Source organism: Pseudomonas sp. Irchel s3a12 (genome assembly GCF_900187485.1).
GTDB classification, from domain to species: Bacteria; Pseudomonadota; Gammaproteobacteria; order Pseudomonadales; family Pseudomonadaceae; genus Aquipseudomonas; species Aquipseudomonas neuropathica.
The window spans coordinates 248,347-273,710 of sequence record NZ_FYDN01000003.1; the positions used below are offsets into that span (position 1 = coordinate 248,347).

The 25,364-nt window shown below is 57.9% G+C and carries 24 protein-coding genes; 4 read left to right on the forward strand and 20 right to left on the reverse strand.

Annotated elements, in window-relative coordinates; all coding sequences use genetic code 11:
• Positions 1-11 precede the first annotated feature (11 nt).
• The 4 genes from CKW14_RS30390 to CKW14_RS07325 are packed head-to-tail and all read left to right on the forward strand — an operon-like array spanning position 12 to position 3,582.
• On the forward strand, positions 12-170 hold the full coding sequence (locus CKW14_RS30390) for a hypothetical protein (RefSeq protein ID WP_371857735.1): 159 nt from the start codon (positions 12-14) through the stop codon (positions 168-170).
• Positions 171-968 (forward strand): ABC transporter permease, encoded by a 798-nt coding sequence (locus CKW14_RS07315; RefSeq protein ID WP_095049590.1) that lies wholly within the window; start codon positions 171-173, stop codon positions 966-968.
• The gene (locus CKW14_RS07320) at positions 968-2,221 is read left to right on the forward strand and encodes an ABC transporter ATP-binding protein (RefSeq protein WP_095049589.1); all 1,254 of its coding nucleotides are present in this window, start codon (positions 968-970) and stop codon (positions 2,219-2,221) included. The genes CKW14_RS07315 and CKW14_RS07320 overlap by 1 nt, the downstream gene beginning before the upstream one ends.
• Entirely contained in the window at positions 2,218-3,582 is a 1,365-nt protein-coding gene (locus CKW14_RS07325; RefSeq protein ID WP_095049588.1) for a glycosyltransferase family 1 protein, read from the forward strand. The genes CKW14_RS07320 and CKW14_RS07325 overlap by 4 nt, the downstream gene beginning before the upstream one ends.
• A 209-nt stretch (positions 3,583-3,791) precedes the next feature.
• Here CKW14_RS07325 and CKW14_RS07330 read toward each other — a convergent pair whose 3' ends face one another.
• The 20 genes from CKW14_RS07330 to mnmE form a co-directional block, all read right to left on the reverse strand.
• Positions 3,792-5,822: a pyridoxamine 5'-phosphate oxidase family protein gene (locus CKW14_RS07330; protein ID WP_095125079.1), complete on the reverse strand. Its 2,031-nt coding sequence runs from the start codon at positions 5,820-5,822 to the stop codon at positions 3,792-3,794.
• Between the two features lie 45 nt (positions 5,823-5,867).
• Positions 5,868-6,494, reverse strand: a complete 627-nt coding sequence (locus tag CKW14_RS07335; RefSeq protein WP_095125080.1) for a glutathione S-transferase family protein — start codon at positions 6,492-6,494, stop codon at positions 5,868-5,870.
• 105 nt (positions 6,495-6,599) lie between these two features.
• Positions 6,600-7,526: a LysR family transcriptional regulator gene (locus CKW14_RS07340; protein ID WP_093429557.1), complete on the reverse strand. Its 927-nt coding sequence runs from the start codon at positions 7,524-7,526 to the stop codon at positions 6,600-6,602.
• Positions 7,527-7,600: 74 nt separating this feature from the next.
• Positions 7,601-9,433 carry a glutamine--fructose-6-phosphate transaminase (isomerizing) gene (gene glmS, locus CKW14_RS07345; RefSeq protein WP_095049585.1) on the reverse strand — a complete coding sequence of 611 codons (1,833 nt, stop codon included), beginning with the start codon at positions 9,431-9,433 and terminating at the stop codon, positions 7,601-7,603.
• A gap of 2 nt (positions 9,434-9,435) precedes the next feature.
• Positions 9,436-10,212 (reverse strand): DeoR/GlpR family DNA-binding transcription regulator, encoded by a 777-nt coding sequence (locus tag CKW14_RS07350; RefSeq protein ID WP_007911964.1) that lies wholly within the window; start codon positions 10,210-10,212, stop codon positions 9,436-9,438.
• A 160-nt stretch (positions 10,213-10,372) separates the two neighbouring features.
• Positions 10,373-11,740, reverse strand: a complete 1,368-nt coding sequence (gene glmU / locus CKW14_RS07355) for a bifunctional UDP-N-acetylglucosamine diphosphorylase/glucosamine-1-phosphate N-acetyltransferase GlmU (protein WP_095125081.1) — start codon at positions 11,738-11,740, stop codon at positions 10,373-10,375.
• A gap of 118 nt (positions 11,741-11,858) precedes the next feature.
• Positions 11,859-12,284, reverse strand: coding sequence for a F0F1 ATP synthase subunit epsilon (locus CKW14_RS07360; protein ID WP_007954164.1), 426 nt, complete (start codon positions 12,282-12,284; stop codon positions 11,859-11,861).
• A 45-nt stretch (positions 12,285-12,329) separates the two neighbouring features.
• Positions 12,330-13,709 carry a F0F1 ATP synthase subunit beta gene (atpD, locus tag CKW14_RS07365; RefSeq protein WP_007911961.1) on the reverse strand — a complete coding sequence of 460 codons (1,380 nt, stop codon included), beginning with the start codon at positions 13,707-13,709 and terminating at the stop codon, positions 12,330-12,332.
• A gap of 27 nt (positions 13,710-13,736) precedes the next feature.
• Positions 13,737-14,597, reverse strand: coding sequence for a F0F1 ATP synthase subunit gamma (atpG, locus tag CKW14_RS07370; protein ID WP_007911960.1), 861 nt, complete (start codon positions 14,595-14,597; stop codon positions 13,737-13,739).
• Positions 14,598-14,647: 50 nt separating this feature from the next.
• Positions 14,648-16,192, reverse strand: coding sequence for a F0F1 ATP synthase subunit alpha (gene atpA, locus CKW14_RS07375; protein ID WP_016984064.1), 1,545 nt, complete (start codon positions 16,190-16,192; stop codon positions 14,648-14,650).
• Positions 16,193-16,213: 21 nt separating this feature from the next.
• Positions 16,214-16,750 carry a F0F1 ATP synthase subunit delta gene (locus tag CKW14_RS07380; RefSeq protein WP_007911956.1) on the reverse strand — a complete coding sequence of 179 codons (537 nt, stop codon included), beginning with the start codon at positions 16,748-16,750 and terminating at the stop codon, positions 16,214-16,216.
• Positions 16,751-16,762: 12 nt separating this feature from the next.
• Complete coding sequence (locus CKW14_RS07385; RefSeq protein ID WP_003229781.1) at positions 16,763-17,233, reverse strand: F0F1 ATP synthase subunit B; 471 nt, start codon at positions 17,231-17,233, stop codon at positions 16,763-16,765.
• Between the two features lie 59 nt (positions 17,234-17,292).
• Complete coding sequence (atpE, locus tag CKW14_RS07390; RefSeq protein ID WP_003097235.1) at positions 17,293-17,550, reverse strand: F0F1 ATP synthase subunit C; 258 nt, start codon at positions 17,548-17,550, stop codon at positions 17,293-17,295.
• A gap of 133 nt (positions 17,551-17,683) precedes the next feature.
• The gene (gene atpB / locus CKW14_RS07395) at positions 17,684-18,553 is read right to left on the reverse strand and encodes a F0F1 ATP synthase subunit A (protein WP_007911917.1); all 870 of its coding nucleotides are present in this window, start codon (positions 18,551-18,553) and stop codon (positions 17,684-17,686) included.
• Positions 18,554-18,569: 16 nt separating this feature from the next.
• Entirely contained in the window at positions 18,570-18,977 is a 408-nt protein-coding gene (locus CKW14_RS07400) for a F0F1 ATP synthase subunit I (protein ID WP_003229783.1), read from the reverse strand.
• Positions 18,978-19,125: 148 nt separating this feature from the next.
• Positions 19,126-19,998, reverse strand: coding sequence for a ParB/RepB/Spo0J family partition protein (locus CKW14_RS07405; RefSeq protein WP_095125082.1), 873 nt, complete (start codon positions 19,996-19,998; stop codon positions 19,126-19,128).
• 9 nt (positions 19,999-20,007) lie between these two features.
• Positions 20,008-20,805, reverse strand: a complete 798-nt coding sequence (locus tag CKW14_RS07410; RefSeq protein WP_008084406.1) for a ParA family protein — start codon at positions 20,803-20,805, stop codon at positions 20,008-20,010.
• 18 nt (positions 20,806-20,823) lie between these two features.
• Positions 20,824-21,468: a 16S rRNA (guanine(527)-N(7))-methyltransferase RsmG gene (gene rsmG / locus CKW14_RS07415; protein ID WP_064116544.1), complete on the reverse strand. Its 645-nt coding sequence runs from the start codon at positions 21,466-21,468 to the stop codon at positions 20,824-20,826.
• Positions 21,465-23,363, reverse strand: a complete 1,899-nt coding sequence (mnmG, locus tag CKW14_RS07420; RefSeq protein ID WP_095125083.1) for a tRNA uridine-5-carboxymethylaminomethyl(34) synthesis enzyme MnmG — start codon at positions 23,361-23,363, stop codon at positions 21,465-21,467. The genes rsmG and mnmG overlap by 4 nt, the downstream gene beginning before the upstream one ends.
• 552 nt (positions 23,364-23,915) lie before the next feature.
• On the reverse strand, positions 23,916-25,286 hold the full coding sequence (mnmE, locus tag CKW14_RS07430; protein ID WP_093429551.1) for a tRNA uridine-5-carboxymethylaminomethyl(34) synthesis GTPase MnmE: 1,371 nt from the start codon (positions 25,284-25,286) through the stop codon (positions 23,916-23,918).
• Between the last annotated feature and the right edge of the window lie 78 nt (positions 25,287-25,364).

The following is a 25,364-nucleotide window of genomic DNA, read 5'->3' on the forward strand; positions in this document are numbered from 1 at the left end:
ACGGCTCATATCTGGCCAATTCCAAATCGACCTTCATCGCCGCCGGCCACAAGCATCGCCAGGAAAACTCCCATGTGATCGGTGTATCGAGCATAGGAATACGAGGCGGCGAATACCGGGGAGAGGACAACGTCGTCCGCTTCAAAAAACCATACAGCAGGACGACTTAAATGCTGCTTTCCGTTTATCGATCACTGCATGACTACCGAGGTTTCATCCTCGGCAGCGTGCAGAGAGAGTTCCAGGCGCGTTATCGCAATTCACTGTTCGGCGCCCTGTGGCCGATCTTCAATCCGCTGTCGATGATCGTCATCTACACCGTGATCTTTTCCCACATCATGCACACCCGCTTACCGGGCGTGGACGACAGCATGGCCTACAGCATTTATCTATGCGCAGGTCTACTGGCGTGGGGGCTGTTTGCCGAAATCACGCTGCGCAGCCAGAACATGTTTCTGGACAACGCGAATCTGCTGAAGAAGATCAGTTTTCCGAAGGTCTGTTTGCCGGTGATCGTGCTACTCAATGCGGCGATAAATTTCGCCATCATCATCGGCTTGTTTCTGGGTTTTCTGCTCATTACCGGACGCTGGCCGGGTATGGCATTGCTGGCGCTGGTACCACTGGTTGCCCTGCAAATGATGCTCTGCGCAGGACTCGGCATGATGTTGGGCGTACTCAACGTATTCTTCCGCGATGTCGGCCAACTGTTCGGTATCTGTCTCCAGTTCTGGTTCTGGCTGACCCCGATCATTTACCCCATCACCATATTGCCGGAGCGGCTGCAGAGCCTGCTGCAATTCAACCCTCTGACCAGCCTGATGGCTAGCTACCAGAATGTGTTCGTGTACGGCCAATGGCCAATCTGGAGTTCGCTGCTTCCGACCTTCGTGATTGGCGCCGCGTTCTGCGCAATCGGTCTGTGTCTGTTTCGCCGTCAGGTCGGTGCAATGGAGGATGAGCTCTGATGGGACATATTCGTGTGACCGGGCTAGGTAAAGCCTTCAAGCAATACCCCAGTCGCTGGAGCCGTCTGGCCGAATGGATGACTCCTTTTTCAACGCTTCATCACCGCCAGCATTGGGTACTCAAGGACCTCACGTTCGAGATTCCTGCCGGCCAAGCCGTGGGCATCGTCGGGGTTAATGGCGCTGGCAAGAGTACGCTGCTGAAGATGATCACCGGCACCAATCGCCAGACTTGCGGCACCATTGAGCTTTCGGGTCGGGTGGCTGCACTACTTGAGTTGGGCATGGGATTTCACCCAGACTTTACTGGCCGGCAAAACGCTGTGATGGCTGGGCAGTTGCTCGGCTTGCATCTCGAGGAAATCAACGCATTGATGCCACAGATCGAGAGCTTCGCTGAAATCGGCGAGGCGATTGATCATCCAGTGCGCACCTACTCCAGTGGCATGCAGATGCGGCTGGCGTTCAGCGTCGCCACCGCACGCCGACCCGATATTCTGATCGTCGACGAAGCGTTGTCCGTGGGCGATGCCTACTTCCAGCATAAGAGTTTTGAACGCATCCGCGGCTTCCGCGCGGCCGGCACCACCCTGCTGATCGTGTCCCACGACCGCTCGGCGATTCAATCGATCTGCGATTCGGCGATTCTGCTCGATGGTGGCCGCATGGCCATGCACGACACGCCCGAAGCAGTGATGGACTACTACAACGCCTTGCTCGCTGAACGTGAGGGCCAGACCGTTCGCCAGGAAATACTCAGCGGCGGCCAGGTACAAACTGTGTCGGGCACCGGTGAGGCCGGCATTCTGCGCGTGCGCCTGCTGGATGAATCCGACCGTTCCATCGAAGTCGCCGAAGTCGGCCAACCCGTGGTACTGGCTGTGGATGTCGAAGTGCGTCAGGACCTCGAACGTCTGGTCCTGGGGTTCATGATCAAGGATCGCCTCGGCCAGCCCATGTACGGCATCAACACCCATCGCCAGAACCAGGCACTGGAAAACGTGCGGGCCGGCGAGCGCATCACCTATCGCTTCGCGTTTGTCATGGGGCTGGGCAAAGGCAACTACTCCGTGGCCCTTAGCCTGTCGCGGCTCGACTCGCACCTGGACCGCAATTACGAATGGCGGGATCTTGGTCTGGTGTTTCATGTCATCAACAATCGACGCGAAGATTTCGTTGGTTGCTCGTGGCTCAATGCTCAGACCACGATCAACCGGCATACCGAAGTCAGCCTGCTCGAGCGCACACCATGAACCGCTTGCTAGTGGAATGCACCCATGTGTTTAAACACCCGATGGTCAACTCGGGTATTCAGCGTGTAGTGCGAAACGTCATTAATCAATTGCCCGCCAGCACCGAAGGCATCGAATGCATGCCGGTGGTGTTGCTCAATGGCCAACTCTATCGCGTGCTGCAACTCGCACCGCTCAATACGCCATTCTTCAATAAACTTGAAAACTTCGGAGAACGCCTGGAGCGCCTGGCCCATCGCCTCTGCCAATGGCATGAGCGGCGCGATGCACAATGCACCTCGAAACTGACGCGACGGATTTTGTATGTCGGCTACCGGCTGACCAGCTTCGGCGCGTTCGGCCTGCAACTGCGCCTGATTCGACGGATCAATCGCTCGCAATTGCTTAAACGTTGCACCCCGCTCCAACACCAGCCGGGGGATCAACTGCTGTTGCTGGACTCGTCCTGGCACTCGGACTTTTTCGCCCAGGTCGAGCGAATCAAACGCGACGGCGTCGGTGTGATTGCGGTGATCTACGACCTCATTCCGCTGACTCATCCACAGTTTTACGAATCCCGGCTGGTTGGGGTTTTCAGCGAGTGGTTCGACTGGATCACCCGCACGGCCGATGGCTACATGGCGATTTCCGCAACGGTACGCGATCAACTGCGTGAGGAGTTGAAGTACCGAATCGGTACCGAACGGACCGACAAATGTTGGTTCGATTTTTTTCACCTTGGCTCCGAACTTGATCTGCGAAACACCGAAGGAACCGTCGAGCCGCGCCTGAAGAAGTTGTTTATGACAACCGATCCGGTGTTCCTGATGGTGAGCACCATTGAGCCGCGCAAGAACCATGCGTATCTGCTCGACGCCTTAGAACGCGCCTGGGCCGCCGGTTCCACGGCACGGTTGTGTATCGCCGGGCAGGTCGGCTGGAAGTGCGATGCCCTGCTTGCCCGTGTGAGCAATCATCCAGAGCTTAACCGGCGCCTGTTCATGTTCAACGACCTCAGCGACACCAGCCTCGAACATGCCTACGCCCACGCCAGCGCGTTGGTGTTCCCCTCGTTCGTTGAAGGCTTTGGTTTGCCGCTGGTGGAAGCCATGCAACGCGGCCTGCCGGCGATGGGCAGCGATATTGCAGTGTTCCGCGAAATTGCCGGCGAGTTCATGGCGTATTTCGACTTGCAGGATCCGCAAAGCCTTGCCGACCTGATCAATGGCTTCCAACGCAGCGGGAAGTTCCCCGCCGCCCGCAATATTGCCGACTGGCAGTGGATCAATTGGCGTGAGGCCAGCCTGCAACTGGTCGAACGCAGCGTGCGAAATATCGTGGGAGCTCGTGCGAAGCCAACAAGACGCCGAGCACGGGCATAGGCCATTACGGAGACGAACTGCTCAACTTCTCTCGTAGCGAAACCGTCGGCGAAAGCGTCGCTCCCCGACTGATGCCGGGATTCAACGCTGGCGGAAGCTGCCTGCAAGGCTATCGGCAATTGATGCCACTGCTGCGACAGATTCAAGATGCCTGTCAGTGGTGAAAACGACTGATTCGAAATCCGCAAAAATTCGTCGCAGGAAAGTAGCTACAGATCCAGTACCAGCGGCTGATTGCTTTGTGCCGGAACTGCACAACAAATCAGCACGTGCCCCGCTTCCGGAATATCCGCCGGCACCTGTGGATAATTCACCGCACCACTGACCAGCCGGGTCTTGCAGGTACCGCACGAACCACCGCGGCAACTGAACTCCGGACGCAATCCGCGGCTTTCCGCCAACTCCAGCAAACTGCCGCCATCGGGTTGCCAACGTGCCTCTTTCGCCGAGCGCTCAAACACCACCGGCACCGACGTGGCTGCTGCGGGCGGTTGCTCGATCACGATCGCATCCGGATCGGCCTGACGTTTCAGCGTCGACGGGCCAAAGGTTTCCGCGTGAATCTGCGCGTCGCGCACATCCAGTTCGCGCAGAGTGTCGTACAACCCTTGGGTAAAACCACCAGGGCCACAGAGCACAAAGTCGAGCTGATCGAAATCCTCGGCCTCCAGCAGGTTCCTCAGCACCGCGCCGTCGATGCGCCCATGCACATCGAAATCCTCGCCCTCTTGCAGATCGGCTTCCGGCTGGCTGAGCAAACGCAGCACTCGTACAGAATCGCCTGCGGTTTCGAGCAAACGATCCAGCTCCTTTCGAAATGGCTGATCCGCCAGACTGCGCGAACTCTGCAGCAACAACGTCGGACGAATCCCCCGCGTGCGCAAGCCCTGGTACACAACCTCGCGCAACATCGACAGCAACGGCGTGATGCCGACCCCGGCAGCCAGCAGCACCAACGGTCGCTGTTCCAGCGGCGCCACGGTGAAATGCCCCTGCGGCGCCCGCGCCTCGAGCACATCACCAACGCGAATCTGCTCATGCAGGTGCGAGGAAATCAGCCCTTCGCGCTTCACGCTGATCCGGTAGAAACCATCCGATGGCGCACTCGAAAGACTGTAGGTGCGGATATGCACCTCGCCATCAATAGTGAAACGCACTGGCAAATGCTGACCCGCGAGAAACACTGGCAACCCGGCGCCATCGGTTGGCTCCAGATAGATTGAACGGATGCTGCGACTTTCTGCTTCGATCTTCGCCACGCGCAACGGCCGCCATTGATTACCCAGTGCCTGCGCCTGCAAACGCGCGTCCGCCTCGGCCCAATTGCCGGTCAGCAGGCTGGTCGGCGACATGCCGTCGAAGCGCCAGCGTAACGCCAGAGCGGCCGGACGCCGCACCAGTTTTTCCACCTCAAATGTCCACAGCCGTTCCGCACCTTGAAAGGCTTCGATCTGCGGGTCATCGAGAAGGATCTCGGTACGCCCGCTGAGTTGCAGCAGATCACCTGTGGAAAAGTCGATGAACAGCAAGCCGGCCTTGGGATTGAGCAGCAGATTGCCGAGGGTGTTGAAATGCAGATTGCCGGCAAAGTCAGGGATGGTAAGACGATTGCCTTTCACACGGACGAAACCGGCCTGGCCACCCCGGTGGGAAACATCCACCGCACGCTGGCCGTCGACATCCACATAACTGGCAACAAAAAACGTATCGGCGCCAGTGATCAGCGCAACGGCCGCGTCATCGAGGCCGTGCAGATGCTCAGCCGGGCGTGTCTGCGGATCCGTCAGCGGCACCCGCTGAAACTGACGCAGTTGAATGTATTGCGGGCAGTTGCCGAAGGCCTGATCCACGCTTACTTCAAAACCATCAGCGCTCAGATTGCCGACATGGCCGTTGAGGCGATTGCGCCGGCGGGTATGCAATTCGATGCCGAGTAAACCGATCGGCTCGCCATTGCGCAGTTGCGCCGGGTCATCGGCAGCAGGCTGGCTGGCGAAATGCAAATGCTCGGGATCCGGCGAACGGGCAAACCCCGGCGCACCTTCGAGCACACTGGCCCACGGCATCCCCTGCGCATCGACTGCGCCGTACAGCATGAAAGGCAGTTGCTGATAGAACTCTCGGTGCTGATCCGGCATCCAGGTGCGAATCACCTTACGCCCGAAGGCTTCCATACGATCGGCAACGCCGACATGGGCCTGCAATTGCTGTTCGCCAGCGTGCCACGGTGAACGTTCCATCACGACCTCTCCCCTGCACCGTCGGCGCAGTGTCGATTGCGAAAATCAGGCAGTGGTTTGCAGACCGGCAACCGTACGCGGCATGCCGACGAAACCAGGCAAGGCTTCAACCCGCGCCAGCCAGGCGCGGACGTTGCCGTAATCGTCCAGTGACACGTTGCCTTCCGGTGCGTGGGCGATGTAACTGTAGGCAGAAACGTCGGCAATGGTCGGTTCGTCGCCGGCCAGGTACGCGGTTTTGCCCAACTCGATGTCCATCACTTTGAGCAGGTTGTGCGCCCGGGTGATTGCCTCGTCCGCATTCAGTTGTGCGCCAAACACCGTGACCAGTCGCGCTGCAGCGGGCCCGAAAGCGATCGGTCCGGCGGCGGCCGACAACCAGCGCTGCACACGTGCGGCGCCGACCGGGTCCGTTGGCAACCAACGGCCGTTGCCGTATTTCTGCGCCAGGTACACTAGAATCGCGTTGGAGTCGGCCAGCACCACACCGTCGTCATCGATGGCCGGCACCTGGCCGAAACTGTTGATCGCCAGATACGCCGGCTGCTTGTGCTCACCTTTGGCCAGATCGACGAAGATCAGCTCGGTCGGCAGTTGCAACAGGGACAACATCAGCTCGACACGGTGGGCGTGGCCGGAACGTGGAAAGTTGTAGAGTTTGATCGCTTGCATGGTCGACTCCGCTGAACAGTGGCGCCGCTGCGAGGATGAGAGCGCCGATGGAGGCCATCTTGCGCTGATCGCGAAAACAACAGAATCACCAGCAACTGCAATCGATTATTTCATCGGGTGCAATAACGCAGCGCCTTTCAAAGCAGGATGTTCGCGCAAAGCGTTGGCGGTGAAATCGACAAAACTGCGGATCCGCGCCGGCGCCTTGCGCCCTCCCTGATACACCACATGGATCGGCAATGTCGGCAGTTCAAATTCAGCGAGGACGATTTCCAGCTCACCGGTCGCGATTTTGCTGGCAACTTGATAAGACAGCACCCGAGTCAAGCCCAGCCCCATGCAGGCTGCGGTAATCGCTGCCTGATTGGCGGTCACGATCAGACGCGGCTCAGGACGCACGCTAAGCGGTTCACCCGCGTCGAGAAACGGCCAACTGCGTTGCTGGCCAATCGCTGAAGTCGCCACCACTGGCGCGCCCGCCAACGCGTGGGGATGAGCCGGTCGGCCATATTTGGCAAAGTAGTCCGGCGAGCCGCAAATGACCCTACGCACCTCACCCACGCGAACAGCATGCTGACTGCTGTCCGGCAGATCACCGATGCGCACCGCCACATCGATGCCCTCCTCGACCATGTTGACGATCCGATCGACCAGTACCGCATTGATCGTGACATCCGGATACTGCGCCAGATAACGCGCCATCAGCGGCGTCACAAACAAATCACCGAACAACACCGGCGCTGTGACCGTCAGTTGCCCACGCGGCTCGGCATGACTGCCCGCTGCCGAATCCTCGGCTTCCTGCACCTCAGCGAGAATCCTCCGACAATCCTCCAGATAACGCTGCCCGGCTTCGCTCAAATGCACACTGCGCGTAGTACGAATCAGCAACTGCGTGCCGATGCGCAACTCCAACGCCGCCACCGCACGCGTGACGCTGGCCGCTGACAAACCCAGACGCCGCGCGGCAGAGGAAAAGCCTTGCTCTTGGGCGACGGTGGTGAAGATGTGCATTTCCTGGAAGCGATCCATGGTGCCTCTCGAGTCAGATACAAAAATCGCAGCCGAAGCTGCGATTTTTTGTGCGTAGGTCAGCTGTGGATAACTTATTCCACCGTCACCGACTTCGCCAGGTTACGCGGCTGATCGACGTCCGTGCCCTTGAGTACCGCCACGTAGTACGACAGCAACTGCAGCGGAATCGTGTAGAGGATCGGCGAGAGGATGTCGTGGATGTGCGGCATCTGCACCACGTGGGTGCCTTCGCCGTTGGTCATCCCGGCTTTCTCATCGGCGAATACGATCAGTTCACCGCCACGGGCACGGACTTCCTGCAGGTTGGATTTGAGCTTTTCCAGCAGTTCGTTGTTCGGCGCGACGGTAACCACCGGCATATCGTTATCCACAAGCGCCAGCGGGCCGTGTTTCAGTTCGCCGGCCGGGTAGGCTTCGGCGTGGATGTAGGAGATTTCCTTGAGTTTCAAGGCGCCTTCCATTGCTACCGGGAATTGCGCACCACGACCGAGAAATAGCGTGTGGTTCTTCTCGGCGAACAGCTCGGCGATTTTTTCCACGGTGCTGTCCATGGCCAATGCTTCACCGAGACGGGTTGGCAGACGACGCAGTTCCTCGACCAGACGCGCTTCAACGCCCTCGGCTAACGTCCCGCGTACTTGACCCAGCGACAGAGTCAGCAGCAACAGGCCGACCAGTTGCGTGGTGAAGGCTTTAGTCGAGGCGACGCCGATTTCGCGGCCGGCCTGGGTCAGCAGGGTCAGGTCGGATTCGCGCACCAGCGAGCTGATGCCAACGTTGCAGATGGCCAGGCTGGCGAGGAAGCCCAGTTCCTTGGCATTGCGCAGCGCCGCCAGGGTGTCGGCGGTTTCGCCGGACTGCGAGATGGTCACGAATAAGGTGTCCGGCTGCACCACCACTTTGCGGTAGCGGAATTCGCTGGCGACTTCGACCTGGCACGGAATGCCGGCCAATTCTTCGAGCCAGTACCGCGCGACCATACCCGCGTGATAACTGGTGCCGCACGCGACGATCTGCACGTTGCGGACTTTGGCGAACAGTTCGGCCGCTTGTGGGCCGAACGCTTGCACCAGCACCTGATCGTTGCTCAGGCGACCTTCGAGGGTGCGTTGTACAACGGCCGGTTGCTCGTGGATTTCCTTGAGCATGTAGTGGCGGTATTCACCTTTGTCGGCAGCTTCAGCACCATCGCTGTACTGCACGGTCTGGCGCTCGACGGCATTGCCGTTGATGTCCCAGATCTGCACGTTATCGCGGCGAATTTCGGCGATATCGCCTTCTTCCAGATACATGAACCGGTCGGTGACCTGACGCAGGGCCAATTGGTCAGAGGCGAGGAAATTCTCGCCCAGACCCAGACCGATCACCAATGGGCTGCCACTGCGCGCGGCGACCAGACGATCAGGCTGTTTGGCATTGATCACCGCCAGACCATAAGCACCGTGCAATTCCTTGACCGTCGCTTTAAGCGCAACGCTCAGGTCTGGCTGATCCTTGAGCTTGTGGTTGAGCAGATGGGCGATAACTTCGGTGTCGGTATCCGAAGTAAACACGTAACCCAGCGCTTTCAGTTGTTCACGCAGGGCTTCGTGGTTTTCGATGATGCCGTTGTGCACCACCGCGATGTCGCCGGAGAAATGCGGGTGCGCGTTACGCTCGCACGGTGCGCCGTGGGTGGCCCAGCGGGTGTGAGCAATGCCGAGACGGCCAACCAACGGATGCTCGGCCAATGCGGCTTCGAGTTCGCTGACCTTGCCCGGACGACGCATGCGCTCGAGGGTTTCGTCGTTGGTGAAGACCGCGACACCGGCGCTGTCGTAGCCGCGGTATTCAAGGCGCTTGAGGCCTTCGAGCAGGATGGCGGTGATATTACGTTCAGCAACTGCGCCGACAATTCCACACATGCTTATTTCTCCTGACTGACAGCCGCGCAAATCACGGTGATACCGCGGGCCTGTATCTGATCGCGCGCTTCGATAGGCAGGCGATCATCGGTAATGAGGGTATGGACGCTGCTCCACGGCAGTTCCAGATTGGGAATCTTGCGACCGATCTTGTCGGCCTCGACCATGACGATGACTTCTCGCGCCACCTCGGCCATGACCCGGCTAAGTCCCAGCAATTCATTGAAAGTCGTCGTGCCGCGCACCAGATCGATACCGTCGGCGCCAATGAACAACTGGTCGAAGTCGTAAGAGCGTAGTACCTGCTCGGCGACCTGGCCCTGAAAGGATTCCGAATGCGGATCCCAGGTGCCGCCGGTCATCAACAGCACCGGTTCGTGCTCGAGTTCGCTCAGGGCGTTGGCGACGTGCAGGGAATTGGTCATCACCACCAAACCCGGCTGCTGGCCAAGTTCGGGGATCATCGCGGCAGTGGTGCTGCCGCTGTCGATGATGATGCGCGCGTGCTCGCGGATGCGTTTCACCGCCGCGCGGGCGATGGCCTGTTTGTACTTGGAAACGCTCTGCGCGGTTTCCGCGACCAGTTCCTGCGGCATGGTGATCGCCCCGCCGTAGCGGCGCAGCAACAGACCGTGGCTTTCCAGCGCGGCGAGATCCTTGCGAATCGTAACCTCCGAGGTTTCGAAGCGCTTGGCCAGTTCATCCACACTGACTTCGCCCTGCTCGTTGAGCAAGGCGAGGATGTTGTGGCGGCGTTGCGGCGTATTGCGTTTCGACATGGCGACTTAAGTTTCGTTTCGAAAGATAACGGAAGCAATCAAAACCTATCGGCTCTAAATCGTCAAGCTGTCACCCAAAAAAAATCGCAGCCTTCAACATTCCCGTAGGAGCTGCCGAAGGCTGCGATCTCTTGATCTTCAAAAAACCGCTGTGGATAACTCAGCTCTTCTTGATCTTCTCCGGCCGCTTCCAGCCGTCGATATTTCTCTGCCGCGCTCGGCCCACGGCCAACTGCGCGTTATCCACATTCTGCGTAATCGTCGAGCCGGCCGCCGTGGATGCACCGTCGGAGATATCCACAGGCGCGACCAACGAATTATTGGAACCGATGAACACATCTGCACCCAGCACGGTTTTCCACTTGTTGGCGCCATCGTAGTTGCAGGTGATGGTGCCGGCGCCGATGTTGGTACGGGCACCGATCTCGGCATCGCCCAGATAAGTCAGGTGTCCCGCCTTGGCGCCTTCGCCCATGCGGGCATTTTTCAGCTCAACGAAGTTACCCACATGTGCGCCCGCTTCAAGCACGGTGCCTGGACGCAGACGCGCGAACGGGCCGGCATCACTGCCCTCGCCCAGTACGGCACCTTCGATATGACTGTTGGCTTTGATGACCACGCCTTTGCGCAGGGTGCTGTCCTTGATCACGCAGTTCGGGCCGATCACCACGTCATCTTCGATGACAACGTTGCCTTCGAGGATCACGTTGATGTCAATCAGCACATCGCGACCGACGGTCACTTCACCACGCACGTCAAAGCGCGCCGGGTCACGCAGGGTGACGCCTTGCGTCATCAACCGACGACCAGCGCGCAACTGGTAATGACGCTCCAGCTCAGACAGTTGCTTGCGATCGTTGGCGCCCTGCACTTCCATTGGGTCGTGCGGTTGCTCGGTGGCGACCACCAGACCATCACTGACAGCCATCTCGATCACGTCGGTCAGGTAGTACTCGCCCTGCGCATTGTTGTTCGACAGACGGCTCATCCAGTCAGCCAGACGATTGGCCGGGACAGCAAGAATGCCGGTGTTGCCTTCAGTAATTGCGCGTTGCGCTTCGCTGGCATCTTTGTGCTCAACGATTGCGGCCACCTTACCGTCGATATCGCGCACGATGCGGCCGTAACCGGTCGGGTCATCCAGCTCGACGGTGAGCAAGCCCATCTGTCCAGGCACGACGTGCTTGAGCAGACGCTGCAGGGTTTCGACTTCGATCAGCGGCACGTCCCCGTAGAGGATCAGCACGGTGTCGGCAGTAATGAACGGCACCGCTTGAGCGGTGGCGTGGCCGGTGCCGAGTTGCTTGTCCTGCAGGACGAAATTCAGATCGTCGGCAGCCAGTCGCTCGCGCACCACGTCGGCGCCGTGACCGATCACCACATGAATGCGTTGCGGATCAAGTTGCCGGGCGCTGTGGATAACATGACCCAGCATGGAGTTGCCGGCAATCGGATGCAGCACTTTCGGCAGTGCCGAACGCATACGAGTGCCTTGACCGGCCGCGAGGATAACGATTTCAAGAGACATGACTGGCTACCAATCCTGGGTGGTCAGCAACTGCGACCGGGTTTCGGGAATTCGGAAAAGAAAAAAGGGTAGCCGAGGCTACCCTTTTTTATCAATCGCACAACAAGCGGCTGACGGATTAACCGCCAAACTTCTTGCGGATCTGCTGGACGGTGCGCAGCTGAGCTGCAGCCTCGGCCAGACGTGCGGACGCAGCTCCGTAGTCGAAATCTGCGCTCTTCTCGTGCAGAGCAGCTTCGGCAGCCTTGAGAGCTGCCTGGGCTTGAGCTTCATCCAGGTCGGCGGCGCGTTGCACGGTATCGGCAAGCACCTTGACCATGTTCGGCTGAACCTCGAGGAAACCACCGGAGATGTAGAACACCTCGGCTTCCCCGCCTTGCTTGATCAGGCGGATCGGACCTGGCTTCAGATTAGTGATCAGCGGCGCGTGACCCAGAGCGATACCAAGATCACCCAGTGCACCGTGCGCAATCACCATCTCGACCAGGCCGGAAAAGATTTCCCCTTCCGCGCTGACGATATCGCAATGGACTGTCATAGCCATCTGATTGCCTCAACCTAAATTAGCGCCCGTTGCCGGGCGCCGGGATTACAGTTTCTTGGCTTTCTCGATCGCTTCTTCGATGCCGCCAACCATGTAGAACGCTTGTTCTGGCAGGTGGTCGTAGTCACCATTGAGGATGCCTTTGAAGCCAGCAATAGTGTCTTTCAGGGAAACGTATTTACCCGAAGCACCGGTGAAGACTTCAGCCACGAAGAACGGCTGCGACAAGAAGCGCTGGATCTTACGAGCACGGTTTACCAACTGCTTGTCGGCTTCCGACAGCTCGTCCATACCCAGGATCGCGATGATGTCCTTCAGCTCTTTGTAACGTTGCAGAACGTACTGAACGCCGCGAGCGGTGTCGTAGTGGTCCTGGCCGATTACGTTCGGGTCCAGCTGGCGCGAAGTCGAATCCAGTGGATCTACCGCTGGGTAGATACCCAGGGAAGCGATGTCACGGGACAGAACGACGGTGGCGTCCAAGTGGGCGAAGGTGGTCGCTGGCGACGGGTCGGTCAAGTCATCCGCAGGTACGTATACCGCTTGGATCGAAGTGATCGAACCTTCCTTGGTCGAAGTGATACGTTCTTGCAGAACGCCCATCTCTTCAGCCAGGGTCGGCTGGTAACCTACTGCCGAAGGCATACGGCCCAGCAGTGCGGATACTTCAGTACCGGCCAGGGTGTAACGATAGATGTTGTCGACGAACAGCAGAACGTCGTTACCTTCGTCACGGAACTTCTCGGCCATGGTCAGGCCGGTCAGTGCTACGCGCAGACGGTTACCCGGCGGCTCGTTCATCTGACCGTAAACCAGTGCCACTTTGTCCAGAACGTTGGAATCCTTCATCTCGTGGTAGAAGTCGTTACCCTCACGAGTACGCTCACCCACACCGGCGAACACGGAATAACCGCTGTGCTCGATGGCGATGTTACGGATCAGTTCCATCATGTTTACGGTTTTGCCTACACCGGCACCACCGAACAGACCGACTTTACCGCCTTTGGCAAACGGGCAAACCAGGTCGATAACCTTGATGCCGGTTTCCAGCAGGTCGTTGCCGCCTGCTTGCTCAGCGAACGAAGGCGCTGGACGGTGAATGCCCCAACGCTCTTCGGTGTCGATCGGGCCAGCTTCGTCGATCGGGTTACCGAGGACGTCCATGATCCGGCCCAGGGTCGCTTTACCGACCGGTACGGAGATGGCTGCGCCAGAGTCGGTAACTTCCAGACCGCGCTTCAAGCCCTCGGTGGAACCCATCGCAATGGTGCGAACCACGCCGTCGCCCAGCTGTTGCTGAACTTCCAGAGTGGTTTCAGCCGCGCTCACTACTTTCAGCGCGTTGTAGATGCTCGGTACGCTGTCGCGTGGAAATTCCACGTCGATAACGGCGCCGATGATTTGAACGATACGTCCGCTACTCATAGCTGGATCCTCTGAATATTTGAACCGTTAAACCGCGGCAGCGCCGCCGACGATTTCCGAGATCTCTTGGGTGATCGCAGCCTGACGCGCCTTGTTGTAGATCAGCTGCAAATCGCTGATCAAATCACCGGCGTTGTCGGTAGCGTTCTTCATCGCGATCATCCGCGCAGCTTGTTCAGCCGCGTTGTTCTCGACCACCGCCTGGTAGACCTGCGACTCAACGTAGCGGACCATCAAGCCGTCAAGCAGCTCTTTGGCATCCGGTTCGTAGAGATAGTCCCAGTGGTGCTTGAGATCCTGATCCGGGGTTGCCACCAGTGGAATCAACTGCTCCACGGTAGGCTGTTGCGTCATGGTGTTGATGAACTTGTTGGACACCACGGACAGGCGGTCAATACGGCCGTCCAGGTAGGCATCCAGCATCACCTTGACGCTGCCGATCAGATCATTGATCGACGGCTCTTCACCCAGGTGGCTGATAGCTGCAACGACGTTACCGCCGAAGTTGCGGAAAAAGGCCGCACCCTTGCTACCAACGACACACAGATCAATCTCGACGCCGTTTTCGCGGTTTACCGCCATGTCCTTGACCAGGGCCTTGAACAGGTTGGTGTTCAAGCCGCCGCACAGACCACGGTCACTGCTCACCACAACATAACCAACGCGCTTGATTTCGCGGTCGATCATGAACGGGTGGCGGTATTCCGGGTTGGCGTTGGCCAGATGCCCAATAACCTGGCGGATACGCTCCGCATAAGGACGGCTAGCAGCCATGCGCATTTGTGCCTTGCGCATTTTGCTGACCGCCACTTTTTCCATGGCGCTGGTAATCTTTTGCGTGCTTTTGATGCTCGCAATCTTACTGCGAATCTCTTTTGCGCCTGCCATGTAACACCTATCAGGTTAGCAAGCGGGAGCCTCGCGGCTCCCGCTGCGGCTTACCAGGTTTGGGTGGCCTTGAACTTCTCGATACCGGCTTTCATGCCAGCGTCGATTTCGTCATTGAAGTCACCTTTAACGTTGATCTTGGCCATCAAATCGGCGTGATCGCGGTTGAAGAAAGCAATCAGCGCTTGTTCGAAGCTGCCGATCTTGGCGATTTCAATGTCAGTCAGGAACCCACGCTCAGCGGCATACAGCGACAGCGCCATGTCAGCGATCGACATTGGTGCGTATTGCTTCTGCTTCATCAGCTCGGTAACGCGCTGACCATGCTCAAGTTGCTTACGGGTCGCTTCGTCCAGGTCAGAAGCGAACTGGGCGAATGCCGCCAGTTCACGGTACTGAGCCAGAGCGGTACGGATACCACCGGAGAGCTTCTTGATGATCTTGGTCTGAGCGGCACCACCCACACGGGATACCGAAACACCGGCGTTCACTGCAGGGCGGATGCCCGAGTTGAACATGGCCGATTCCAGGAAGATCTGACCGTCGGTGATGGAAATCACGTTGGTCGGAACGAACGCGGAAACGTCGCCAGCCTGAGTTTCGATGATCGGCAGTGCGGTCAGGGAACCGGTTTTGCCGGTCACTGCGCCGTTGGTGAACTTCTCTACGTATTCTTCCGAAACGCGGGATGCGCGCTCCAGCAGACGGGAGTGGAGATAGAACACGTCGCCTGGGTAAGCTTCACGGCCTGGTGGACGGCGCAGCAGCAGGGAAATCTGGCGGTAAGCCACTGCTTGCTTGGACAGATCGTCATAAACGATCAGCGCGTCTTCACCGCGGTCGCGGAAGAATTCACCCATGGTGCAACCGGAGTACGGTGCCAGGAATTGCAGCGCAGGAGATTCCGAAGCACTGGCAGCCACGATGATCGTGTTGGCCAGGGCGCCGTTTTCTTCCAGCTTGCGAACCACGTTGGCGATGGTCGATTGCTTCTGACCGATAGCTACGTAGACGCAGAAAATGCCGCTGTCTTTCTGGTTGATGATCGCGTCGATCGCCAGAGCGGTTTTACCGATCTGACGGTCACCGATGATCAGCTCACGCTGGCCACGGCCGACAGGGATCATGGCATCGACAGCCTTGTAGCCAGTCTGTACAGGCTGGTCTACCGACTTACGCCAGATCACGCCCGGTGCAACTTTCTCGACCGCGTCGGTCTCGGTGTTGCCCAGTGGACCTTTGCCGTCAACAGGGTTACCCAGTGCGTCGACTACGCGACCCAGCAGTTCCTTACCAACCGGAACTTCGAGGATGCGGCCAGTGCACTTGGCGCTCATGCCTTCAGCCAGAGACTGGTAAGCGCCCAGTACAACGGCACCTACGGAGTCTTGCTCCAGGTTGAGGGCCATACCGTAGACGCCGCCCGGAAACTCGATCATCTCGCCGTACATAACGTCGGCCAGACCGTGAATCCGCACGATGCCGTCAGATACGCTGACGACAGTGCCTTCGTTACGGGCTTGGGAGGTCACATCGAGCTTGTCGATGCGGCCCTTGATAATTTCACTTATTTCGGAAGGATTGAGTTGCTGCATTGCTCTGCTGCCCCTTCAAACTCAAGATTTCAATGCTTCGGCAAGTTTCGCGATTTTGCCGCGAATCGAGCCATCGATAACCAGGTCGCCGGCGCGGATAACGACACCACCTATTAGGGCAGCATCCTCCGCAACTTGCAGGCGCACTTCCCGGTTGAGTCGTGCACTGAGAACCTTGGCGAGTTTGTCTTGCTGTTCTTGGTTCAATGCAAAAGCACTGGTCACTTCAACGTCTACCGACTTCTCTTGTTCGGCCTTGTACAGGTCGAAAAGAGCGGCAATCTCCGGCAGAAGCGGGAGACGGTCGTTTTCGGCAACGACATTGATGAAGTTCTGTGCCTTGGCATCAAACTTGTCGCCGCACACGTCAATAAACGTGGCGGCCTTTTCTGCGCTCGTCAGTCGCGGGGCCTTGAGCACGCGCTGCATGGTGTCGTCTTGCGACACCGCTGCAGCCAGGCCGAGCATGGCTGACCAATTGGCCAGTTGCTGGTGGGCCTGAGCGTGCTCGAAGGCCGCCTTAGCGTAAGGTCGGGCCAACGTGGTCAGTTCTGCCATGATCGCCCTCGCTTAGATTTCAGCAGCCAGTTGGTTAACCAGCTCTGCGTGCGCGTTTTGATCGATTGTGGCACCCAGGATCTTCTCGGCGCCGCCGACAGCCAGCAAACCCACTTGGGCGCGCAGCTTGTCTTTGACACTGTTCAGTTCCTGTTCGATCTCGGCTTGAGCCTGAACCTTCACACGGTCAGCGTCGACACGGGCCTTTTCAACGGCCTCTTCGACAATCTGGTTACCGCGTTTCTTGGCTTGCTCGATGATTTCAGCTGCCTGAGCTTTCGCTTCGCGCAGTTGCTGACCCGCTTTCTCTTGGGCCAACTCCAGGTCGCGAGCTGCACGGCTGGCAGCGTCCAGACCATCAGCGATCTTCTTTTGACGTTCGTGCAGAGCAGCGATGACCGGAGGCCATACATACTTCATGCAGAACAGTACAAAAATCAGGAACGCAACGGACTGGCCAATCAGGGTCGCATTAATGTTCACGCCAACACCTCGCAGTTACGTTGTCCATCACATCAAATTACTCGGAAGAATCCGGGTAATTAGCCAGCGATCTGACCAACGAACGGGTTCGCAAAGGTGAAGAACAGAGCGATACCAACACCGATCATGGTTACGGCGTCGAGCAGACCGGCAACGATGAACATTTTAACTTGCAGCATTGGAACCATTTCTGGCTGACGCGCTGCGCCTTCCAGGAACTTGCCGCCCAGCAGGCCGAAACCAATTGCGGTACCCAGTGCGCCCAGGCCGATCAACAGTGCAACAGCGATAGCGGTTAGACCAACTACAGTTTCCATCTTTCCTCCCGACTTTTACGTCGTATGGTTTAGGTTTTTTAGATTAAAGCGGTAAAACAAATCGTTTCAGGTGCCCTGTGAAGAGCCCCTTCCCGTTTGACCGGGAAGGACATCAGACTAGTCGAGACTGGTCTTAATGGTTTTCTTCGTGCGCCATCGACAGGTAGACGATGGTCAGCATCATGAAGATGAACGCCTGCAGCGTGATGATCAGGATGTGGAACACAGCCCACGCCCACTGCAGAACAACGCCCAGGCCGCTCAGCCAGAGCAGACCGCTGCCGAACATCACAGCGATCAGAATGAACACCAGCTCGCCGGCATACATGTTGCCGAACAGTCGCAGAGCCAGAGAGATCGGTTTGGCGATCAGGGTCACGAATTCCAGCAGGAAGTTCACCGGGATCAGCAAGGCTTGAACGAAGATGTTCTTGCTGCCGAACGGGTGCAGGGTCAGTTCGCCGATGAAGCCGCCGAAGCCCTTGACCTTGATGCTATAGAAAATGATCAGTGCGAAAACCGAGAACGCCATGCCCAGGGTCGCGTTCGGGTCGGTAGTCGACACGGCGCGGAACGGGATGTGGTGGTCACCGGAGATCAGGATGGCCAGCTGAGGAATCCAGTCGACCGGTACCAGGTCGACGGCGTTCATCAGGAACACCCAGACGAAGATGGTCAGTGCCAGCGGTGCAATCACCGGGCTACGGCCATGGAAGCTGTCTTTCACGCTGCCATCGACGAATTCGACCAATACTTCAACGAAGTTCTGCAAAGCACCCGGCTGACCCGAAGTCGCTTTCTTTGCCGCCATGCGGAAAAGAAGAACGAAGATCAGACCCAACGCGACCGACCAGCCGAGAGTATCGACGTGGAAAGCCCAGAAGCCCATTTCTTTGGCCTCTGCTGCGGTGTGGGCAAAGCCCCAGCCGCCGTTAGGTAGCTGACCGAAGGTCAGATTCTGCAAGTGGTGCTGGATATAGCCCGAAGCGGTTGTTTCTGCCATGGTTGCCTCAAACGCCCTAAGGTCTCGAAAGTCTTGTTCTCATCAGCAGGGGAGCGAACCAGCTGACCGACTGAGTCAGCACGAACGCGCCGAATACAGCTATCGGCGCCAGTGGCTTCACACCTGCAAACACCAGTGCAAAGAGCACTGCCGTCAAAATCAGTTTGCCTGCCTCGCCGGCATAAAATGACCGGACGATGGACTGGGCTGCTCGGGCGCCGGAAAACCGAAATGCCTTGTGAGCAAAATAAACATTGGGCAGCAAGGCTATCAGGCCTCCACAAAGTCCCGAGTATCCGGCAACGACTCCGTGCCATTGCCAGAGCGCCAAAGCGGCAATGAGCAAAATGACAAATTGAGCCATTAACACCGGAAAAACCGCCAGGCGATGGAACGGCAGGCGGTTTGGCTTGCGGGTTTCCATCACGTTTGCTCTCCAATGGTCGGCTGCCAGAATTCAATAACTTGGCATAATTTGTGCCGACAAAATGCGCGCAGAGTATAGGGGCGGTTCTGCCCCTATTCAACTGTCAGGTAGTGATTTCCGACTGCGCGCTACATGAGGAAATGTTTCAGCGGATGTGTGCGAGCACACCTTGAAGCTCATCTAGGGAGTTGTAACCGATCACCAACTGCCCCTTTCCCTTCTTGCCGTGGCGAATCTGCACCGCAGAGCCTAGGCGCTCGGCCAGACGCTGTTCGAGACGGGCGATATCCGGGTCGGGTTTGGTCGCTTCCACAGGCTCCGGTTTGCCACTCAACCACTGGCGAACCAGTGCCTCAGTTTGGCGCACGGTGAGACCGCGTGCGACAACATGTCGCGCCCCTTCAACCTGTTGATTGTCCGGCAGACCGAGCAAAGCACGGGCATGGCCCATTTCCAGGTCGCCATGGGACAGCATGGTCTTGATGACTTCCGGCAATGCAATAAGCCGTAACAGGTTAGCCACAGTGACGCGGGACTTACCCACAGCCTCGGCAACTTGTTGCTGTGTGAGCTGGAATTCCTGCTGCAAACGCTGCAGGGCCACCGCTTCTTCGATCGGGTTGAGGTCTTCGCGCTGGATGTTCTCGATCAGCGCAATGGCGATTGCGGTTTCATCCGGCACATCGCGGACCATCGCCGGGATGGTTTCCTGCCCGGCTTGCTGACTCGCGCGCCAGCGACGTTCACCGGCGATGATCTCGAAGCGGCCACCGCCAATCGGGCGCACCACGATCGGCTGCATCACGCCTTGCGCCTTGATCGACGCTGCCAGTTCTTCCAGCGCCTGCGGATCCATGTCGCGGCGCGGCTGGTATTTGCCGCGCTGCAGCAGATCCAACGGCAAGTGCTGCAGTTCGCGGGTGTCAGCTTGCGCCGCTTGTTCTTCCAGCGCGCTGAGGGTCGGACCACTCAGCAGTGCATCCAGTCCACGTCCGAGACCTCGTTTCTTGACGGCCATGGGGATTCCTTAAGTTGCCTGAGCAGCGGCGATACGTGAGTTTTTGCGCTGACGACGAACCATCTCGCCGGCCAGGGCCAGATAAGCCAGGGCGCCGCGCGATTGCTTGTCGTAGGCCAGCGCCGGCATGCCGTAGCTCGGCGCTTCGGCCAGACGGATGTTGCGCGGGATCACCGTGTCGTACAGCTGATCGCCGAAGTGTTCCTTGAGCTGCGCCGAAACGTCGTTCATCAGGCTCAGGCGCGGGTCATACATGGTCCGCAGCAAACCTTCGACTTTCAGGTTCGGATTCAGCAGTTCAGCGATTCGTTTGATGTTATCCACAAGGTCGCTCAAGCCTTCGAGCGCAAAGTACTCGCACTGCATGGGGATAATTACCCCATCGGCGGCCACCAAAGCGTTCAGCGTAAGCATCGACAGCGACGGCGGGCAGTCGATCAGAATGTAATCGTAGTTTTCGCGGATTGGCGCCAGCGCGCTGCGCAGACGGCTTTCCTTCATCTGCATTTCCAGCAGCACGACTTCGGCCGCCGTCAGATCGCGGTTGGCCGGCAGCAGTTGATAACCGCCGTGCTCGGAATAGTGCATGGCCTGGGCCAGATCGCACTCGCCGATCAGCAGGTCATAGACCGAATTTTCCAGACCGTGTTTATCCACACCGCTACCCATGGTGGCGTTGCCCTGTGGATCGAGATCGATCAACAGCACCCGGCGCTTGGTTGCGACCAGGGATGCTGCGAGGTTGATGCAGGTGGTGGTCTTGCCCACACCACCCTTCTGGTTCGCTATCGCGAATACCTTAGCCATTCTTGCTTGTGTTCCCAATCATGCCGTGCGGCGCAGTATCAGCAGATGGCGTTGGCCTTGGCAACCGGGTACGGCCAGGGCGTGTTCGCTATCGAGTTTGAAGTCTGCCGGCAATGCTACCAGCTCATCGGCCGGATGAACGCCCTTCATTGCCAGCCAGCGTGTATCGGCATCGCCGAGGTGGCGAGTCCAGTTGGTGAAGTTTTCCATGCTGCTGAACGCCCGGGAAATGATCCCGTTGAACGGCTGCGCAGGCTGGAACGCTTCGACACGACTGTGGATAACTTGCAGGTTATCCAGTTTGAGTTCGAGTTTAACCTGGGTCAGGAAGCGGGTTTTCTTGCCGTTGCTGTCCAGGCAGGTCACTTGCGAGTCAGGATACAAAATCGCCAACGGGATTCCCGGCATGCCGCCGCCACTGCCGACGTCGAGCCAGCGACCGTTTTCGATGAACGACATCACGCTCAGACTATCGAGCAAGTGTCGCGAAACCATTTCGTCCGGATCGCGCACCGCAGTCAGGTTGTAGGCCTGGTTCCATTTGATCAACAGGGCCAGATAACCCAGCAGCAATTCGTGCTGGGTTTCAGTGAGATGGACACCGAGCTCGCGGGCTCCTGTGGATAACTCTTCGGCGTGTTGCGAAGTGACCTTAGAACTCAAGCGCTTTGCTCCAACTGACGGCCCGCGCCGCGTTTTTTCAAATGAATCATCAACAGCGAAATCGCTGCCGGGGTCACACCCGGGATCCGCGAAGCCTGACCCAGCGTCTCTGGACGCGTGGCACCGAGCTTGCTCTGGATCTCCTTGGAGAGACCGGAAATGTTGGTGTAATCGATATCCACAGGCAATTTCGTGTCTTCACTGGCGCGCAGACGGGCGATTTCGTCCTGTTGACGGTCGATGTAACCGGCGTACTTGGTTTTGATTTCAACCTGCTCGGCGACCTGAGGATCTTCGGCGCCGTTGCCGGTCACTTCGACCAGACCAGCGTAGTCGATTTCCGGACGGCTCAAGAGGTTGAGCAAGTTGTATTCGTGGGTCAGCGGCGTGCCGAATTTTTCCGCGATCGCATCGCCCTGCTGCGTATTCGGGCGAACCCAAGTGCTTTTCAGGCGCTGTTCTTCGAGTTCGATGCTTTCGCGTTTCTTGCAGAAGGCTGCCCAACGTGCGTCATCGACCAAACCGAGCTCGCGACCTTTTTCGGTCAAACGCAGGTCGGCGTTGTCCTCGCGCAGGATCAGGCGGTATTCGGCACGGGAAGTGAACATGCGGTACGGCTCTTGGGTACCGAGGGTGATCAGGTCGTCGACCAACACACCGATGTACGCTTCATCGCGACGCGGACACCAGGCTTCTTTGCCCTTGGCGCGCAGTGCGGCGTTGGCCCCGGCCAGCAAACCTTGGGCGCCAGCTTCTTCGTAACCTGTGGTGCCGTTGATTTGCCCGGCGAAGAACAGACCGCCGATGACTTTGGTCTCGAGGCTGTACTTCAGGTCACGCGGATCGAAGTAGTCGTACTCGATCGCATAACCCGGACGCACGATGTGCGCGTTTTCCATGCCGCGAATCGATTGCACGATCTGCAATTGCACGTCGAACGGCAGGCTTGTGGATATTCCGTTCGGGTACAGCTCATGGGTGGTCAAACCTTCCGGTTCGATAAACACCTGATGGCTTTCCTTGTCGGCAAAGCGGTGGATCTTGTCTTCGATCGACGGGCAGTAGCGCGGGCCAATGCCTTCGATCTCACCGGCAGCGGAATACATCGGCGAACGATCGAGGTTCGCGGCAATGATTTCGTGGGTGCGGGCGTTGGTGTGAGTAATCCAGCAACTGACCTGACGTGGATGCTGTTCTTTGTTGCCCATGAACGACATCACCGGGATCGGCGTATCGCCTGGTTGCTCGGTCATCACCGAGAAATCCACAGACTTGCCGTCGATACGCGGCGGCGTACCGGTTTTCAGGCGACCGACACGCAGGGGCAGTTCACGCAGACGGTGAGCCAGGGCGATCGACGGCGGATCACCGGCGCGACCGCCGGAAAAATTCTGCAAACCGATGTGGATAAGTCCGCCGAGGAACGTACCGGTGGTCAACACCACGGAATCGGCGAGAAAACGCAGACCCATTTGCGTGACAACACCACGGACTTGTTCCTGCTCGACGATCAGGTCGTCAGCAGCTTGTTGAAATATCCACAGGTTCGGCTGGTTTTCCAGAATTTCGCGGACAGCGGCTTTGTACAGAATCCGGTCAGCTTGCGCACGGGTCGCCCGAACGGCGGGGCCTTTGCGGCTGTTCAACACGCGAAACTGGATGCCACCGAAATCGGTAGCGGTGGCCATCGCGCCGCCGAGGGCATCGATTTCCTTGACCAGATGGCTTTTGCCAATGCCACCGATGGCCGGGTTGCAACTCATGGCACCGAGGGTTTCCACGTTATGCGTCAGCAACAGGGTTTTTGCCCCCATACGTGCTGAGGCCAGTGCTGCCTCGGTACCGGCATGACCGCCGCCGATGACGATCACTTCAAAACGGGAAGGGAAATCCACCACGCACCTCGTGCCTGCTTAAGTAGGTAATTCAGGAATAGTTTGAGATCAGGTTTCTGAACCTGGTCGACAAGTATAGGGACTTCGCCCTTCCTAAAGAACCCTTTGCACAAAATTTAACCAGCTGTGGAGAACTCGAGGTTAAAAGAATAAAAAAGAGAGAAATTTATAAAACCTTTGTTTTTATGTTTATTCTTACTGAGCATACTTTCTGTGGATAGATTGCTACAAGCCTTTATATTCAATATGTACAGAGTTTCAAAACCCTGTGATCATGTGTCAATAAGGGCCTTGGATAACCGGTTTAAGCCTGTGGATTAAAGGGGTGGTTATCCACAGCGTGGGTTATATCCAGTTTTCAGGCCCTGTTATCAACTGCCCTTAGTGGCAGTTATTCACAGGGCTTAATCCACGGAAATGCGGTGAATGAAGAAATAACGGGCACGAGAAATCTGCTCAGGGAGACGAAATCTGCCCGGCACTGGAGAAAGGTTTGAGAAAGAGGAGGCGCAGACAGGTCGCGAATGGACCTGTCTTTGGAAAGCGGAGGGGTTATTTACCGATACAGAAGCTGGAAAAGATCCGTCCCAGCAGATCATCAGAGCTGAATGCCCCGGTGATTTCCCCTAGAGAGTGCTGAGCCTGACGCAGGTCTTCGGCCAGCAACTCGCCCGCACCCGCCAGAGTCAGTTGTGCACGACCGTGTTCAAGGGCTGCACTGGCATGGCGCAACGCTTCCAGATGGCGACGACGAGCACTGAAGCTGCTTTCCGAAGTCTGCTCGTAGCCCATACAGGCCTTGAGGTGATCACGCAGGAGTTCCAGACCATCACCTGCAGATTTGGCGCTCAGGCTGATCGTCACGTGGCTATCTTCACTGACTTCCAAGGAAATGGATTCACCAGTCAGGTCTGCTTTGTTACGAATCAACGTAACCTTGGCCGGATCCGGGCGGGTTTCGAGGAATTCAGGCCACAAGGCAAACGGATCCAGTGCTTCTGGAGCGGTTGCATCGACCACCAGCAGGACGCGATCCGCTTCGCCGATGGCTTTCAGTGCGCGTTCAACGCCAATCTTTTCCACCTGGTCTTCGGTATCACGCAAACCTGCGGTATCCACAACGTGCAACGGCATACCGTCGATGTGGATATGTTCACGCAAAATATCGCGGGTGGTGCCGGCAATCTCGGTGACGATCGCCGCTTCCCGACCGGCTAACGCATTCAACAGGCTGGACTTGCCGGCATTCGGACGACCGGCAATCACCACGGTCATACCATCGCGCAACAACGCGCCCTGTCCGGCTTCACGCAGTACTGTGGATAATTCATCACGGACCTTGTCCAGCATGCTCAGCACGTGGCCATCGGCAAGAAAGTCGATTTCCTCTTCCGGGAAGTCGATGGCGGCTTCGACGTAGATGCGCAGACCTATCAGCTGTTCGGTCAAGTTATGCACACGCTGGGAAAACGCGCCTTGCAAAGAACGCAGGGCATTGCGCGCCGCTTGTGCAGAACTCGCCTCGATCAAATCGGCAATCGCCTCGGCCTGGGCCAGGTCGAGTTTGTCATTGAGGAACGCGCGTTCGCTGAACTCCCCCGGACGCGCCAGACGGCAGCCCAGTTCCAGGCAGCGTTTGAGCAGCATGTCCAGAACGATCGGCCCACCGTGGCCCTGCAATTCCAGAACGTCTTCGCCGGTGAACGAGTTTGGCCCCGGGAAATATAGCGCCAGACCTTCATCGAGCACTTGCTGGTCATCACTGAAAAATGGCCCGTAATGGGCGTAACGCGGTTTCAGTTCGCGGCCGCTTATAGCTTTGGCTGCAACGCTGGCCAGCGGCCCGGAAATACGAACAATGCCCACACCGCCGCGACCCTGAGCGGTGGCGACGGCGGCGATGGTTTCACGAGGTGTGCTCATAAACCGGAATCCAGACAAAAGTGGCAGATAGCAAAACGCCCCACTAGGGGGCGTTTTGAGTGGTGTTATCCACAGTGC

Coding starts and splice junctions, on each gene's coding strand:
- mnmE (WP_093429551.1), bottom strand. CDS start 25,286: ATGAGCACACCTCGTGAAACCATCGCCGCCGTCGCCACCGCTCAGGGT.
- CKW14_RS07335 (WP_095125080.1), bottom strand. CDS start 6,494: ATGCAAGCGATCAAACTCTACAACTTTCCACGTTCCGGCCACGCCCAC.
- glmS (WP_095049585.1), bottom strand. CDS start 9,433: ATGTGTGGAATTGTCGGCGCAGTTGCTGAACGTAATATCACCGCCATC.
- CKW14_RS07400 (WP_003229783.1), bottom strand. CDS start 18,977: ATGGAAACCCGCAAGCCAAACCGCCTGCCGTTCCATCGCCTGGCGGTT.
- atpA (WP_016984064.1), bottom strand. CDS start 16,192: ATGCAGCAACTCAATCCTTCCGAAATAAGTGAAATTATCAAGGGCCGC.
- atpB (WP_007911917.1), bottom strand. CDS start 18,553: ATGGCAGAAACAACCGCTTCGGGCTATATCCAGCACCACTTGCAGAAT.
- CKW14_RS07410 (WP_008084406.1), bottom strand. CDS start 20,805: ATGGCTAAGGTATTCGCGATAGCGAACCAGAAGGGTGGTGTGGGCAAG.
- CKW14_RS07315 (WP_095049590.1), top strand. CDS start 171: ATGCTGCTTTCCGTTTATCGATCACTGCATGACTACCGAGGTTTCATC.
- CKW14_RS07405 (WP_095125082.1), bottom strand. CDS start 19,998: ATGGCCGTCAAGAAACGAGGTCTCGGACGTGGACTGGATGCACTGCTG.
- CKW14_RS07360 (WP_007954164.1), bottom strand. CDS start 12,284: ATGGCTATGACAGTCCATTGCGATATCGTCAGCGCGGAAGGGGAAATC.
- CKW14_RS07320 (WP_095049589.1), top strand. CDS start 968: ATGGGACATATTCGTGTGACCGGGCTAGGTAAAGCCTTCAAGCAATAC.
- CKW14_RS07350 (WP_007911964.1), bottom strand. CDS start 10,212: ATGTCGAAACGCAATACGCCGCAACGCCGCCACAACATCCTCGCCTTG.
- CKW14_RS07380 (WP_007911956.1), bottom strand. CDS start 16,750: ATGGCAGAACTGACCACGTTGGCCCGACCTTACGCTAAGGCGGCCTTC.
- atpG (WP_007911960.1), bottom strand. CDS start 14,597: ATGGCAGGCGCAAAAGAGATTCGCAGTAAGATTGCGAGCATCAAAAGC.
- CKW14_RS07330 (WP_095125079.1), bottom strand. CDS start 5,822: ATGGAACGTTCACCGTGGCACGCTGGCGAACAGCAATTGCAGGCCCAT.
- CKW14_RS07340 (WP_093429557.1), bottom strand. CDS start 7,526: ATGGATCGCTTCCAGGAAATGCACATCTTCACCACCGTCGCCCAAGAG.
- CKW14_RS07325 (WP_095049588.1), top strand. CDS start 2,218: ATGAACCGCTTGCTAGTGGAATGCACCCATGTGTTTAAACACCCGATG.
- glmU (WP_095125081.1), bottom strand. CDS start 11,740: ATGTCTCTTGAAATCGTTATCCTCGCGGCCGGTCAAGGCACTCGTATG.
- atpE (WP_003097235.1), bottom strand. CDS start 17,550: ATGGAAACTGTAGTTGGTCTAACCGCTATCGCTGTTGCACTGTTGATC.
- atpD (WP_007911961.1), bottom strand. CDS start 13,709: ATGAGTAGCGGACGTATCGTTCAAATCATCGGCGCCGTTATCGACGTG.